The organism is Kineothrix sp. IPX-CK (assembly GCF_039134705.1).
Taxonomy (GTDB): domain Bacteria; phylum Bacillota; class Clostridia; order Lachnospirales; family Lachnospiraceae; genus Kineothrix; species Kineothrix sedimenti.
The window spans coordinates 2,769,276-2,784,146 of record NZ_CP146256.1; the positions used below are offsets into that span (position 1 = coordinate 2,769,276).

The window sequence follows — 14,871 nt, forward strand, 5'->3', positions numbered from 1 at the left end:
ATACACAAATTCAATATATAAAACAAGTAGTTTTATATATTTTTTATTTCATAAGAAAGAGCTTGTTACGTTGCAGTAGTAAAGTTTCGGTTTCCTATGAAATAAAAGCACTCAGTGCAGGATGCGCAGCTTCACAGTGACGCAGACATTCCTTCCAGTTTCCTTTTCTTATATGCCGCAAAATTGCCTTCATCGAGAGCGTTCCTGATTTCTTCCATCATCGTATTATAGAAATAGAGGTTATGAAGCACACAAAGCCGCATTCCCAGCATTTCCTTCGCCTTTAACAGATGTCTGATATAGCCTCTGGAATATCTGCGGCAGGCCGGACAGCCGCAGCCCTCTTCGATCGGACGCTCATCCAGCTCATATTTCGCATTAAATAAATTAATTTTACCCTGGTTCGTATATAAATGTCCGTGCCGTCCGTTTCTACTCGGATATACACAGTCAAAAAAGTCCACTCCCCGCTCCACGCTTTCGAGAATATTGGCAGGTGTCCCTACTCCCATTAAGTAAGTAGGCTTATCCGCCGGAAGGTACGGAACCGTTTCTTCCAATATATAATACATTTCATCATGACTCTCACCCACGGCAAGTCCGCCCACGGCAAATCCGTCCAGCTCCATCTGGGAAAGAATCTTGGCATGCTCTATCCGAATATCCGGAAAAATGGCTCCCTGATTGATCCCAAACAGCATTTGCTTCTTATTAATGGTCCCTTCTGCCGCATTCAGACGACTCAGCTCTCTCAGGCAGCGTTCCAGCCATCTGGTTGTTCTCTCCACCGAAGCCTGCACATATTTGCGTTCTGCCTTGCTGGAGGGGCATTCGTCGAAGGCCATCGCTATGGTGGACGCCAAATTAGACTGTATTCTCATGCTTTCCTCCGGCCCCATAAATATCTTCCGACCGTCGATGTGGGACTGAAAATAAACGCCCTCTTCTTTGATTTTCCTTAAGGAAGCCAGTGAAAATACTTGAAATCCGCCCGAATCAGTCAAAATGGGTTTGTCCCATGACATGAACTTGTGCAGCCCGCCCATCTTCTTTATCACTTCGTCCCCGGGCCTGACGTGCAAATGATAGGTGTTAGACAGCTCTACCTGCGTCTTTATTCCTTCTAAGTCGTCCGAAGCCACCGCTCCTTTTATCGCAGCAGCAGTTCCAACATTCATAAATACCGGGGTCTGAATAACTCCGTGCACAGTGTGCAGCTCGCCTCTTTTGGCTCTGCCCTCCTGCTTGATCAATTTATACATAACGATCTTTCGCTTTCTTTACAATATTCATAAATAGCTTTCCACAAATTCTTCAAGGGTAATCCCTTTTTCCATAATGATCTCCGCTGCTTCTTTGCCTACATAACGGAAATGCCAAGGCTCGTATTCTATACCGGTAATATATTCTTTCCCCAATGGATAACGAAGTATAAAGCCATACTCGCAGCCGTACTTTGCCAGCCATTCTCCGGCCTGTGTATCTCCAAAGCCTGCGTCCAGCGCCGCATAATTATCGCTGGTAATATCTATGGCCAGACCGATCTGATGCTCGCTGGCTCCCGGCACGGTTACCGTCTGGGATACGGTCTTATAAGCTTCCATATAAGACATTCCATTTTGCATATAGACCTTGATTTTGCGGTTGAAAAGATACTCCTGCCTGCTCATATCCCGATACGGAGAACGAATAACGAGATTGACTCCGTCGTTCTTCGCTCCTTGGAGCATGGCGAGAAGATCCTCCTTAATCCTTCCGTCACACTGCATACAGCCCTTTATTGTCACCAGTTCGAAATGATAGCCCTCCGGTATGGGATGCTGCTTGTTGATGAGCACGAGCCTCCAGTCATCTGCAGAAAAAGTGGCTTCTTCTCCGGGCTGCCCGTCTGTCGCCAAGCCGGCCTCTGTCCGGTAATCTTTATTTTCTTCCAAAATCTCATCTAACGTATACTGGTCTTCGTCCTCCAGTCCGTGATGCTCTGCGTCCTCATAATCGTCCATCACGTCCTCATCGTCCAAAATCTCCATTTCATTCTCTGCCGCCGGCTCCTTGGCTAAAACTGCACCGCTTTCCTCCGCAACGACAGCTGATGACGAATCTGCCATTTCCGTCTTCGCTTCGATGGCTCCCGAAGAAACAAAACCACTCATGCCTGCCACAATAGGAAAGGCAAAACTGCTGTTGAGCAGAAAAAATATGATAACAAAGCCTATGCCTGCATATCGTTTTCCGTTATCCTCAAGGTGCCGTAAGGCATAATAACCCATCAACACTATTGTCATACAAAACAGCATCGGCTCTTTTAAATACTTATTTTTTTTGACTACTTTAAGAAAAATTTGTCGTACTTTTTCTCTAAATTCATTCTCCATAAGATGCTCACATCTCCACCGCACGAATTTGAGGATTTACATAACATTTGTAAAAATTTACAAATTAACATAAATTTCTACAATATATGATAACACATTTATTTTATTTGTACACTATTTTTTCAAAATAAACCCTCTATTTTCCCGATTTTGGAGATGTTCTCCGACCTGATAGCGATTTTCGCTTCTTTCTGCAGCGAGAGGGAATAATATTTACATAAAGTTACCCAGCTTATGGAATATGATGCAGTTGGGCTGTTCAACCTTTATCTCCGGTCCGTTCATGATGAGCAGTCCCTTTTTCAAGTCCACCTTAAAGAATGTCATACTGTCGGATTCATGGTTGAGAGAGACCAGATTCTTGTTATCCGGAAAAAGAGCTGCATCCTTCGGATAATCTCCGCTCACCGGAAGGCAGAACACCTTTGTAAGCAGTCCGGTATCTGCATCTATCTTATAAATGACCACGCTGTTGTCTCCCGCATTGGAGCTGACCAGATATTTGAAATCCACAGAAAAATTAAGGGCGCTGGCCGCAGAATTGCTCGCATGATAATCGTTTAAGGTAGAAATCTCCTGAATCCTTTCGAAATACGGGTTGCCGTTTTTCACTTCATAGCTGTAGACATCCACGCAGTTTTTCAGCTCGTGTACGATATAAAGAAATCTTCCGTCCTTGGAAAACTTCAAGTGCCTCGGTGCCGACTCCTGGTCGCTTCTGATAACATCCGCAAGCTTCAGCGTTCCTTTCTCTCTATCCAACACATATACCTTGACATGATCCATTCCAAGGTCAGCCGCACACAAATACTTGTTGTCTCTTGTCATCTTCACACAGTTGACATGGGGGCGGAAATTTCTCTCCGCGACGCTTCCTAAACCTTTGTGGAACACTTCATCGGTTATACCGCCGATGCCACCGTTTTCCTTCAGCCTGAGCACCGTAATCTTGCCGTCGTGATAGCCTGCCACGAAGAGGTATTCGTCACAATAATCGGTGGACAGATAGCAGCCTCTCATGCCATTGATCGATTCGAAGTTAATGAGAGAAAGTTCTCCGTTTTCCAGTATTTTATAGGCTTCTACTCCGAAGTCGGTAATAGAATAGAGATACTTCTGGTTGTGAGAGATTGTAATATAGGAAGAGTTGCTGATTTCTACCTGATCCTTTTCCGTCATCCTTCCCTGCTTCATATCCACGTCATAAATTTTTATTCCATGCTTGTCTCCTATTCCGGTAGTGTAGGTAGAGACGTATGCAACGTATTTTTCGTTTTCCATGAGATTATTCTCCTTGTACTGTGCTATTGGGATATTTGAACTTGAGCGCCGCCTTATTGTATCCTTGGGTTTCGTAAAGAGAGATCTTACGTAAGGATTGATCTTACGTAAATATTGCGCCTACGTAAGAATTGATCCTACGTAAGATTAATCCTATGTAAGAGGTTATATTTCGGATACCGATAGGCGGGCAGAGACTCAAAAACTACGTTTTTGAGTTCGCTTCGCTCGTCGGGTAATCGTTCCCTCAGCTCAATTATCCGTGCAAGCACGATAATTGAGCTGAGGGAACGATTACCCGACTCTGCCCTTTTCGGACATTATACCACAGCCCTTATTTTTTGTTAACTACATTATAAAGTAATTTCTGCACGGGGCTGTTTGAATTTGTTTTGAAATTACAAATGTAAAATCTTAATTTTACCTATTGACAATGCATTAACTCCTAGTATAATTGTTATCAGCGTTTGTTTAGTATCAGTAAACTTTGTGTTTACCTTTTCTTTACAAAAGGAACGGACACATCACGAAAAAAAGCGGTAAAATATGGAAATAGGAAACAAATTAAAGGAACTACGAATACAGAAAGGGCTGACGCAGGAAGAACTTGGAGCGCGTTGTGAGTTGTCGAAGGGATTTATTTCGCAGCTCGAGCGTGATCTGACCTCTCCTTCTATCGCTACCCTTATGGATATTTTGCAATGTCTTGGAACGGATTTACAGGAGTTTTTCTCGGAGAATCCGCAAGAGGAACAGATTGTTTTTCACGATACGGATTACTTCGAAAAAGTCGATGAAGAACTTGGCAACAAAATTGAGTGGATTATTCCCAATGCCCAGAAGAACAATATGGAACCGATTCGCCTGACCCTGGCTCCGGGCGGTTCCACATATCCGGATAACCCTCATGAAGGGGAGGAATTCGGCTACGTTTTATCCGGAAGTATCGCCATTACCCTGGGAAAGAAAACAATTCGTGCCAAAAAAGGGGAAACTTTTTACTTCACACCGAATACGACACATTATATTACAGCAAATAATAAAACCGGAGCAGTCATCCTGTGGATCAGCTCTCCGCCCAGTTTTTAACTTTTACGTACCGGAGGATCTCTTCTATGAATAAAGAATTAATTAATCTAATCGATATATCGAAATCCTTTGATGGAGAAATGGTCTTGGATGAGCTGCATCTGAATATTCACGAGAACGAATTTCTCACTCTGCTCGGTCCGAGCGGATGCGGGAAAACTACTACTTTGCGCATACTCGGCGGTTTTATTACCCCGGATAAGGGCAGAGTCGTTTTTGACGGGCAGGATATCACGAACACTCCCCCCAACAAGCGCCAGCTTAATACCGTATTTCAAAAATATGCGCTTTTTACCCATATAAATATTGCCGAAAATATTGCTTTCGGGCTTAAAATCAAGAATAAAAGTAAAAACTATATTGATGATAAAATTAAGTATGCCCTAAAACTGGTAAATCTTGAAGGCTATGAAAAGCGTATGCCCGATTCTTTAAGCGGCGGCCAGCAGCAGCGTATCGCCATCGCACGCGCCATCGTAAATGAACCCAAGGTGCTGCTTTTGGATGAGCCTCTGGGCGCATTGGATTTGAAGCTTCGCCAGGATATGCAGTATGAGCTGATCCGTTTGAAGAACGAATTAGGGATTACCTTTATTTACGTTACTCACGATCAGGAGGAAGCCCTTACCATGTCAGATACCATCGTTGTTATGAATCAGGGCTATATCCAGCAGATCGGAACACCAGAAACGATCTACAATGAGCCGGAAAACGCCTTTGTTGCCGACTTTATCGGAGACAGCAACATCATCGCCTCGATGATGTTAGAGGATAAGCTGGTGTCAATTCTCGGAGCGAAATTTGCCTGCGTGGATACGGGCTTCGGCCATAACAAACCGGTGGATGTGGTTATTCGTCCTGAGGATGTGGAGCTTACCAAGCCGGAGGAAGGTACGATTCAGGGGACTGTCACTCATTTGATATTTAAAGGTGTTCATTACGAAATGGAGGTTACCGCAAACGGGTTCGAATGGCTGGTTCATTCTACCGGTATGTTTCCTGTTGGTACGCCGGTAGGCATTAAGGTGGATCCGTTCAACATCCAGATCATGAACAAACCGGCATCGGAAGACGAGGAGGCGGTAGGCGTTGAAGAATAGCAAATCATCCCAAAGGCTTTTATCCTCCCCCTACATCGCATGGGCTGTTATTTTTATTATCGTTCCCTTGTGTATGGTGTTTTACTATGGTCTGACCGATAAGACCGGTACTTTCACTTTGGAAAATGTGACGGAGATTATGTCCGCGGAGCATGCAAAAGCTCTCTGGCTCTCATTGGGATTATCCCTTATCAGCACTGTGATATGCTTTTTCATCGCTTATCCTCTGGCAATGATTCTGGCAAATATGAACGTGAACCAGCACAGCTTCATCGTTCTCATTTTTATTCTTCCCATGTGGATGAACTTTTTACTCCGTACTCTCGCGTGGCAGACCCTTTTAGAAAAGACGGGCGTCATCAACAACGTACTGGCAATTCTTCATCTGCCGTCCTTAAATATTATAAATACGCCCTACGCCATTGTGCTTGGCATGGTCTATAACTTTCTGCCCTTTATGGTGCTGCCCCTTTATAACGCATTAGTTAAAATAGACTCCAACGTTATCAATGCAGCCAAGGACTTGGGAGCTAACAAATTGCAGACCTTTTTCAAGATCACATTTCCTCTGTCGGTTCCGGGCGTCATCAGCGGAATCACCATGGTGTTCATCCCGGCGCTTACGACCTTCGTCATCAGCAACCTTTTAGGCGGAAGCAAGATTCTTCTCATCGGCAACGTAATTGAAGAATCCTTTACGCAGGCGGGTAACTGGCATCTGGGAAGCGGACTTTCCATTGTGCTCATGATCTTTATCATCGTCAATATGGTCGCTTCCGCTATCTTCGATAAAGATGGGGAGGGCTCCGCACTATGATCAGAACAACTGCAAAGAAGATATATATCGCTTTAATCTTTATTTTTCTCTACGCTCCTATCGCTACGCTTATGGTACTGTCCTTTAACGCCAGCCGCACGAGGGCGAAATGGGGAGGATTTACGACTAAATGGTATTTTTCCCTTTTTGAAAACAGGGAAATTATGCAGGCCCTCTGGAACACTCTTCTGATCGCCTTCGTATCCTCTTTCATTGCCGTTATCATCGGAACAATCGCCTGCATAGCTATCAATGACATGAGCAAGAGAAACCGCACAATTATCATGGGTGTTACCAATATTCCCATGCTGAACGCGGATATCGTTACAGGTATTTCCCTTATGCTGCTCTTTATCAGCTTAGGGCTTAAATTCGGATTGGGAACGATTCTGCTGGCCCATATTACCTTCAACATTCCTTATGTGATCCTGTGTGTCATGCCGCGAATGAAACAGATAAGTCCCAGTACCTATGAGGCTGCCCTGGATTTGGGCGCATCTCCCATACGGGCTTTTTTCAAGGTGGTCTTTCCCGATATACTGCCCGGGGTATTGTCCGGATTTTTGATGGCTTTCACTATGTCCCTGGACGATTTCATCATCACGCACTTTACCAAAGGTGCCGGTGTCGATACTCTGTCCACCAAGATTTATACCGAAGTAAAAAAAGGAATCAAACCGGAGATGTACGCGTTGTCTACTATTATTTTTGTAACGGTACTGCTGCTTCTGTTCCTTGTCAATAAAGCACCGAAAGAAAAAACATGAATCGTTACTCTTTGGCCTATGGCTTCATAGTAACAATAAATTAACATCTAAGGAGGATATTACCGCAATGAAAAAACACTTATCTATTTTATGTATGTCTACGGCAGTTCTCTTATCTCTCGCAGGCTGCGGCACCGGTTCCTCCGGTGCAAACGGTGAGGTTATCGTATACAACTGGGGCGAATATATGGACCCTGATGTATTGGATATGTTCGAAGAAGAAACCGGAATCAAAGTTGTCTATGACGAGTTCGAGACTAACGAGATCATGTATCCCAAAATCGAAGCAGGAGCCTCCGAATACGACGTTATCTGCCCTTCTGATTATATGATTCAGAAAATGATCGAAAACGATTTGTTAGCTGAGCTGAACTTCGATAATATGCCTAACGCAAAAGCCAACATCGGAGAGCAATATTGGGAGCAGGCAAGGCAGTTCGATCCCGAAAACAAATATTCCGTTCCCTATTGCTGGGGAACCGTAGGCATTCTCTACAACAAGACCATGGTAGATGAACCTGTGGACAGCTGGAGCATATTATGGAACGAAAAATATAAGGACAATATTTTAATGCAGGATTCTGTCCGCGACGCATTTATGGTAGCTCTCAAATTAAACGGTTATTCCATGAATTCCACGGATGCCGCCGAGTTGGATGCGGCAAAAAATTCCTTAATCGAACAGAAGCCCCTCGTTCAGGCATATGTCATCGATCAGGTTCGTGACAAAATGATCGGAGGCGAAGCGGCTATCGGGGTCATCTACTCCGGCGAAGCAATTTTCACACAGCGCGAGAATCCTGATTTGGAATATGTAATTCCCAAAGAAGGTACTAACGTATGGATCGACTCTTGGGTAGTGACGAAGAATTCTCAGAATAAAGAAAATGCGGAAAAATTCATCGATTTCATGTGCCGCCCGGATATTGCATTGAAAAACTTCGAATATATTACTTATTCTACTCCCAACGATGCTGCAAGAGAGCTTATCGAAGATGAAGAAATTAAAAACTCTCCTATCGCGTTTCCTGATTTATCTCAATATTCCAATCTGGAAACCTTCCAGTACTTGGGAGATGACGGCGATGCTGTTTATAACAATCTGTGGAAAGAAGTAAAATCGAACTAAAATATGTTTTATATTTAGAAAAAGCGGATTCAAAACTGAACCCGCTTTTTTGTTATTGAATTATATGACTATTTTTTCTTTACCGGATAGCAGACCTCCGTGACCAAATCATCATCTGTCGCCGCATCGTGCGGACTCACATGATAAATGCAAAAGGACACTCCGTCAAAATCATATCCGTTTTCCAGTATCCAATGGGCTACCGCTTCATTTACCCTCGTAATCTGCTCATAACTTCCCTTATATGTAGCGGAAGCTATCTGAACAGAATTTACTGTCTTGAACTTCACATGCTCCGTATCTTTATATTTCCCCACTACGGAAATCTGGATCTACACATCCACATCCTTCTCTTTATAACCCCCCATCAGGAAAGATTGCCATGCCGTAGCACGGGTTGTCCGCCTGAATATCCTGAGGACCGCCCTCCTCTCCGAGCATCCCCCAGAGCATTCCTTCACTGTCATAGCTGGGGATAATCTGACGTATGCTGGCCACATATCTTTCAGGCAATGTCTTTAACGATACTGTATAATCCATAAAATTACCATCTTTTCTCAGCCAATTTATCGCATTGTCAAGAAGTAAAATCCGCTGTCTCATGACATTTTCCTCTTCCTCTAGCTCCCTTCGCTTTATCTGCAAAAATTTTTCCATTTCATATGCATCATCAAATTTTTCCAGAATCTCCTGGATGACGGCAAGTCCAAACCCCATATTTCTTAACACACGGATTCGTTCTGCTAACGGAAGCTGCGCTTCGCTGTAATACCGGTATCCCGTAAAGGCGTCTATGGTAGCCGGTACCAGCAGTCCGATTTCATTGTAAGATGCTGTCAAGTAGGGACCAATAATTTCTTGAACACTCTTTATATTTCCAATGTTGGGCGAAAGACTACTGCCTTTTTACTAAGACGGAGTCCATTTTTCCAAGTAAATAAATTTTAAATCCGTCGTAATTTCCTGTTCCTTAAATGCCAAATATCCTAACCGCTCATATAACTTAATATTACGTGCACTTTTTGAACTTGTGAATAACTCGTACCTTTTATGCGGAAACCTTCCTTCCATTTCCTTTAAAAGTATCGTGCCGATGCCTTGCCCCTGTAAATCCGGGCGAACAATAAGCTTACCAATGTACAAGGTGCCGTTTGCAGAATATGCGCGTACAGATCCCACTATTTCGTCTTTTTCATTTAAAGCCTTCAAAAAAATCCCCTTTATAAATTCCTGTTCTACCTCTTGCAAAGTTTGTGTAAGTGGTGGTATTTTAGGATTATTACACAGCATCGCTTCACTCTGATACGCAAGGTATTGAAGGTTAAGAATGGCACACAAATCTTGTTTATCAGCTATTTTTAAAATCATAAATACTCCTCCAATATTGATCATAAATACCAGTCTATCTTCCCGAACTTAAATCAACCTTTGCGGTAAATCTTTGTTCTAGCTTTTCGAGTGTTTTTTCAAGCAAATTTCTAAATCAACACCTTGTTCCATTCGCAATGCAAATAAGGGCAAATAGAACATCACCCAGTTCATTTTTTCAGCCCTTTGTAGCGGAAAAGGGTTCCTGCCATAGTCACTGCCTGTTAATACTTCCTTTGACAACTCTCCCACTTCTGAAGTGAGATCCATTACTCTAACATCAATTCTTGAACTTATACCTTTTTTGTATATAAATTCATTTATCTTTTTTTGGCACCCAACAATGTCATGATTTTCTCCTTATCAGTTATGTTTATATATGCGTTGCTTATAGCTTCCGGAAGCCAGTCAATTATTTCGCAGAGACTTCTACGTTATGATCTTTTTTTACAGAACGGATAAATTGTACTATTCCTGTAAGTACAAAGCCGATACCTGCACCGCAGAACGTGTCGGTAATATAGTAATCAGTCTTTTCGTTACTAATCGGTAATCCGCCAAAGATCAGAATTAGAGCAAGTAATGTTAACTCTACTACACAGCATACAGGACAGCCTGGATTATTCGTGAGGTGCAGTTTTGAATAAATAATAATTCCAACATGCTTCCTACTCCTTTATATTTCTAAATAGTTTAAAATATCAGTACCTATAGTATATGCTTCTTCGACTTTATCTTGTCTGAATTCAAAATTCTCTTTATAAGGTACACCCTCTACGGTAAAACTTTTAATCGGCTTTATTCCTAAATGGCAGAAATAATGCTCGATTGTATGGATGATATGCAAATTTTCCTCTACCCTCTGTCCCGTCCTGACTGCAACTGAAATTCCCACCTTACCTTTTGGAACCAAGGTACCTCCATTAGCATCACATAATGGCGTAGATCTGTCAAAAAACACTTTCAATTGACCTGTAACATCTCCCCAATAAGATGGAGATGCAATTAATATAATATCAGCTTCAAATAAACGTTTTATTATTACATCCATGTCATCATGCTGTTTACAGGTTTTACTTGTATAGCATGATTTACAGCCCGTGCAATAATGTATGTCCATTTGGCCTAATACAGTTTTTTCTACGTCTATTTCGTTTTGTTTCATTCCTTCAATAATTTTATCGACCACACAAGCGGTCGTTCCATTATTTCTTGGACTTCCAATAATACAAAATGCCTTCACACAAGTCCTCCTTTTACAATGCTCTATGAACCGAGCACTTAAGGGCGTACCTGCCCGTCACCTTCAATCGTATATTTATAGGAAGTCAGCTCCTTAAGTCCCATAGGGCCTCTGGCATGAAGCTTCTGATTGCTGATTCCTATTTCCGCTCCAAAACCGAATTCAAAGCCATCGCTGAACCGTGTGGAAGCATTTACATAAACGCAGGCTGCATCCACTTCCCGTAAAAATTTATCTGCATTTTCTTTATTCTGAGTAAGAATCGCCTCGGAATGCCTGGTGCCATACTTATTAATATGAGCAATCGCCTCGTCCACAGAGGACACCGTCTTCATGGAAATGATATAGTCCAGATACTCCGTGCCGTAATCCTCATCTGTGGCGGGAATCGCATCCGTTATAATTTCCCTTATCTGCTCATCAGCACGCATTTCCACCGAATGCTCCCTAAAAGCCTTCGCTAACGCAGGAAGGAAGTTTTCTTTCACCGCCTCATGAACGAGCAGCGACTCGCAGGCGTTGCATACGCCGATACGCTGCGTCTTCGCATTGATAATAATAGGAAGCGCCTTTTCGAGGTCTGCGGTTTCATCCACAAAAATATGGCAGTTTCCCGTCCCTGTCTCGATTACCGGAATAGTGCTGTTGGTAACAACGCTCTGAATCAGTCCAGAACTGCCTCTGGGAATGAGTACATCCACATAACGGTTCAGCTTCATGAACTGTGCCGTCACTTCTCTGTCCGTACTCTCAATGAGCTGAATGGCATCCTCGCATACGCTGCAGGCGCTAAGCGCCCTTCTTATGGCAGCCGTTATCGCTATATTCGAGCAAACAGCGTCGCTTCCCCCTTTTAAAATGACCGCATTGCCAGCCTTGAAACAAAGCCCGAAAGCATCTGCTGTCACGTTAGGTCTGGATTCATATATAATTCCGATGACTCCCAAGGGAACCCTGCGCTTATGAATGTGCAGGCCGTTGGGTCGGGTAAAAGCCTCCAATACTTCGCCTACGGGATCATCCAGCGCGATAATCTGATTCAGCCCCTCTGCCATCCCTTTTATTCTATCCTCTGTCAGGCGAAGTCTGTCTATCATACCGGGGTGCATGCCATTTTTCTCGCCTTTTATAATATCTCTTTTATTTTCCTCTAAAATATGCTTCGTATCAGCGAGCAATTCCTCCGCCGCCTTACTAAGCGCTTCATTTTTCTTCTCCGCAGAGAGCCTTTGCAGCTCGAATTTCGCCGCCGCCGCTCTTTGTCCCATGCTTTCTAAATCCGTCATCTATAAGCCCTCTCTTTCGGTTTTTCATTGTCTGAAATTTTATTAATTATATAAGAAAATTCCATTTATTTCAACCACGTTTTTATTTCACTTGCCGTTACTGTTCACTCCGTTCCCGATAACGCATTATTTTTGCATTTAAATTTGTTATTTTTTACAACATTATGTTGTAAAACTACATTTATCAACATAATTTCGTGGTTATTCCACATACTATTTTATGTCGTATGCTATTATTTCCACAACAAAACGAAGTAGGGGTATTCATATGGCAGACGTAAGTGTTATGATAAAGAGCTTAAGAGAAAACAATCATCTCAAACAGAGGCAGGTAGCCGATTATCTGGGCATATCCCAGCAGGCTTATTCTTATTATGAACTGGATAAGCGCGAGCTTCCCTCCCGTCATGTCATCAATCTGGCTAAGCTCTATAAAGTCAGCGCCGATTATATTCTCGGCGTGGAACCCGGGTACGTCGGCTCCTACGATTTGAACTCCAAATATGTACATGACATTTCCTTAAAAGAGGTCATTAACAATCTGGAAAAACTGAATAAGGCAAATCGTCAGGAAGTTGTCAAGTATCTTTCCTATCTTGGTAATACCCAGACGAAACATAAATAAAACCGGCTGCAGAGAATTTATGTATATATTGCTTCCTCCGTCAGTATCATAGCAGGCTTTCTGTCGTATTCCTCTGCCGGAACATGCTCCACAATCTGGCATTCAAAACATACAGCAATGGTTGGAAGCTGCGGGTATCTCTCCAGATACCTGTCATAATATCCTTTGCCGTACCCAATCCGGTTTCTCTCTTTATCGAAGACACTTCCCGGCATAATCATCAGACATTTCTGCAGGCTGATGTCCCTGCCGCTTAAGAGTCTTTCCCCTTCCGGTACGGGCTCCCGTATTCCTTTATAGCCCTCCGACAAATCATCCATACTCGTAATACGGTAAAAATCCATATCCTCTTCATCTATTCTGGGACAGTAAACCTTTTTCCCGCATTTTAGCGCCTCTGCAATCAGCAGTTCCGTCTCCACTTCGCTTTTAAAGTTCACATAGGATAGAATAGCCTCCGCCGCTTTATAAGCGTCAGTATCCATAAGGCTTCCTATAATCCGGCGGCTCATAGACTGTCTGGTGCTCTGTGGCAGCTCATCTCTTAGCTTAAGTACACTCTTTCTAATGTGTCTTTTTGTTTCCATGCTTTTCTCCCAAATTCGTAATGGAGCCATCCTTCTCCTGAATATTGATATTATTCAGCTGTCCGCGAAGATTGGCCCTTACATTGGCTATATATTCGCTGCGAAGGCTCGCCTGCTCCCCTTTTTCTTCCTCAGTCAATCCCTCTGCCTGTGATTTACGGTACAATTCATTGATTCGGGCAATTTTTTTGTCCATGTTTTCCATATTATGTTAACCTTTCGTTTCATACGTTTTCATTCATTATCATCAAATGACAAGGACTTATCCGACCTCGTCAGTCGGTGGTATGCATATTAGCTACAAATTCCGGCAAATCGAAATAGGTCTCTTTGTTCCCAACAAATAAGGTACCTATATTTTTCCCGTCCAAGATACGATGCAGCACCTTAATATCCTTGCTGTTGGCGATAATCATATCGATGTTGGAACTGGTAGCAATCTTCGCCGCAATCAATTTCGTATTCATTCCGCCCGTTCCAACGCTGCTCCCCGTAGAAGCCTTTCCCATATCCATCAGCTCGTCGGTAAGTTCCTCTACCACCTCGACAAACTGCGCATTCTTATTCCGTCTCGGATCATCCGTATATAAGCCGTCGATGTCGGAAAGCAGTATCAAAAGGTCCGCATCCACCAAAGCTGCTACGATAGCCGACAACGTATCGTTATCGCCGATTTCTATCTCATACGTGGCTACCGTGTCATTTTCGTTCACAATAGGAATGACTCCCAATTTGAACAGTTCGGAAAAAGTATTGTGAGCATTGTAACGGTTCAAATTATCTACTATCGTATTCTTTGTCATAAGTATTTGCGCTGCCACCTGATTATATTCCGCAAATATCTTCTGGTATGTCATCATAAGTCTCGCCTGGCCTACCGCTGCACACGCCTGCTTTACCGCGATCGGGCTGTCTTCTCCCGTATTCTTTATATCCTTGATATGTACTGCTTTTTTTCCTACCGCGATAGCACCGGAGGTAACCAGCACAACGTCTTTTCCCCTGTTGCGCATATCACAGAGTTCCCTTACGAGAACATCCAGCTTGGTATAATCCAAATCTCCCGTTTCCGGATGCTGTAAGGAGGAGGAACCTATCTTCACTACGATCCTCTTCTTATCCTTTATTCTCTCCCTGAAGCGCTTTATGTCTGCGCCGTCTTTTGTTTCTTCCACTTTCTTCTTCGTCTCCATGGGATCTTTAT

At 43.1% G+C, this 14,871-nt stretch carries 15 protein-coding genes and 1 pseudogene; 5 read left to right on the plus strand and 11 right to left on the minus strand.

Going from position 1 to position 14,871, the window contains the following annotated elements:
* Positions 1 to 131 precede the first annotated feature (131 nt).
* The 3 genes from tgt to V6984_RS13385 all read right to left on the minus strand — a co-directional run bounded on the left by tgt (position 132) and on the right by V6984_RS13385 (position 3,656).
* Positions 132 to 1,262: a tRNA guanosine(34) transglycosylase Tgt gene (gene tgt / locus V6984_RS13375; protein ID WP_342756120.1), complete on the minus strand. Its 1,131-nt coding sequence runs from the start codon at positions 1,260 to 1,262 to the stop codon at positions 132 to 134.
* A 27-nt stretch (positions 1,263 to 1,289) separates the two neighbouring features.
* On the minus strand, positions 1,290 to 2,375 hold the full coding sequence (locus tag V6984_RS13380; protein WP_342756121.1) for a M15 family metallopeptidase: 1,086 nt from the start codon (positions 2,373 to 2,375) through the stop codon (positions 1,290 to 1,292).
* A 213-nt stretch (positions 2,376 to 2,588) separates the two neighbouring features.
* Positions 2,589 to 3,656: a lactonase family protein gene (locus tag V6984_RS13385; RefSeq protein ID WP_342756122.1), complete on the minus strand. Its 1,068-nt coding sequence runs from the start codon at positions 3,654 to 3,656 to the stop codon at positions 2,589 to 2,591.
* A gap of 546 nt (positions 3,657 to 4,202) precedes the next feature.
* Between V6984_RS13385 and V6984_RS13390 the strand changes: the two genes are divergently transcribed.
* From V6984_RS13390 to V6984_RS13405, 4 genes and pseudogenes are all read left to right on the plus strand, one after another.
* Complete coding sequence (locus tag V6984_RS13390) at positions 4,203 to 4,745, plus strand: helix-turn-helix domain-containing protein (protein WP_342756123.1); 543 nt, start codon at positions 4,203 to 4,205, stop codon at positions 4,743 to 4,745.
* A gap of 26 nt (positions 4,746 to 4,771) precedes the next feature.
* Positions 4,772 to 5,845 carry an ABC transporter ATP-binding protein gene (locus V6984_RS13395; protein WP_342756124.1) on the plus strand — a complete coding sequence of 358 codons (1,074 nt, stop codon included), beginning with the start codon at positions 4,772 to 4,774 and terminating at the stop codon, positions 5,843 to 5,845.
* Positions 5,835 to 6,662, plus strand: a complete 828-nt coding sequence (locus tag V6984_RS13400; protein ID WP_342756125.1) for an ABC transporter permease — start codon at positions 5,835 to 5,837, stop codon at positions 6,660 to 6,662. The genes V6984_RS13395 and V6984_RS13400 overlap by 11 nt, the downstream gene beginning before the upstream one ends.
* 224 nt (positions 6,663 to 6,886) lie before the next feature.
* A pseudogene (locus V6984_RS13405) lies at positions 6,887 to 8,555 on the plus strand (ABC transporter permease); the annotation flags it as partial.
* A 71-nt stretch (positions 8,556 to 8,626) separates the two neighbouring features.
* Here V6984_RS13405 and V6984_RS13410 read toward each other — a convergent pair.
* The 5 genes from V6984_RS13410 to V6984_RS13430 all read right to left on the minus strand — a co-directional run bounded on the left by V6984_RS13410 (position 8,627) and on the right by V6984_RS13430 (position 12,455).
* A complete protein-coding gene (locus tag V6984_RS13410; RefSeq protein WP_342756126.1) occupies positions 8,627 to 8,875 on the minus strand; it encodes a GyrI-like domain-containing protein in 249 nt (82 codons plus the stop codon).
* A gap of 37 nt (positions 8,876 to 8,912) precedes the next feature.
* Complete coding sequence (locus tag V6984_RS13415; protein WP_342756127.1) at positions 8,913 to 9,398, minus strand: MerR family transcriptional regulator; 486 nt, start codon at positions 9,396 to 9,398, stop codon at positions 8,913 to 8,915.
* Positions 9,399 to 9,467: 69 nt separating this feature from the next.
* A complete protein-coding gene (locus tag V6984_RS13420; RefSeq protein WP_342756128.1) occupies positions 9,468 to 9,926 on the minus strand; it encodes a GNAT family N-acetyltransferase in 459 nt (152 codons plus the stop codon).
* Between the two features lie 676 nt (positions 9,927 to 10,602).
* Positions 10,603 to 11,169: a flavodoxin family protein gene (locus V6984_RS13425; protein ID WP_342756129.1), complete on the minus strand. Its 567-nt coding sequence runs from the start codon at positions 11,167 to 11,169 to the stop codon at positions 10,603 to 10,605.
* Positions 11,170 to 11,207: 38 nt separating this feature from the next.
* A complete protein-coding gene (locus V6984_RS13430) occupies positions 11,208 to 12,455 on the minus strand; it encodes a glutamate-5-semialdehyde dehydrogenase (RefSeq protein WP_342756130.1) in 1,248 nt (415 codons plus the stop codon).
* 268 nt (positions 12,456 to 12,723) lie between these two features.
* On the opposite strand from V6984_RS13430, the gene V6984_RS13435 reads away from it, so the two are divergent.
* Positions 12,724 to 13,080 (plus strand): helix-turn-helix transcriptional regulator, encoded by a 357-nt coding sequence (locus tag V6984_RS13435; RefSeq protein WP_342756131.1) that lies wholly within the window; start codon positions 12,724 to 12,726, stop codon positions 13,078 to 13,080.
* A gap of 17 nt (positions 13,081 to 13,097) precedes the next feature.
* On the opposite strand, the gene V6984_RS13440 is transcribed toward V6984_RS13435, so the two are convergent.
* The 3 genes from V6984_RS13440 to proB all read right to left on the minus strand — a co-directional run bounded on the left by V6984_RS13440 (position 13,098) and on the right by proB (position 14,860).
* Complete coding sequence (locus V6984_RS13440; protein WP_342756132.1) at positions 13,098 to 13,667, minus strand: 5-formyltetrahydrofolate cyclo-ligase; 570 nt, start codon at positions 13,665 to 13,667, stop codon at positions 13,098 to 13,100.
* Positions 13,645 to 13,863: a DUF896 domain-containing protein gene (locus V6984_RS13445; protein ID WP_342756133.1), complete on the minus strand. Its 219-nt coding sequence runs from the start codon at positions 13,861 to 13,863 to the stop codon at positions 13,645 to 13,647. Before V6984_RS13445 ends, V6984_RS13440 begins: the two co-directional genes overlap by 23 nt.
* A 79-nt stretch (positions 13,864 to 13,942) precedes the next feature.
* Complete coding sequence (gene proB / locus V6984_RS13450) at positions 13,943 to 14,860, minus strand: glutamate 5-kinase (RefSeq protein ID WP_342756134.1); 918 nt, start codon at positions 14,858 to 14,860, stop codon at positions 13,943 to 13,945.
* Positions 14,861 to 14,871 lie beyond the last annotated feature (11 nt).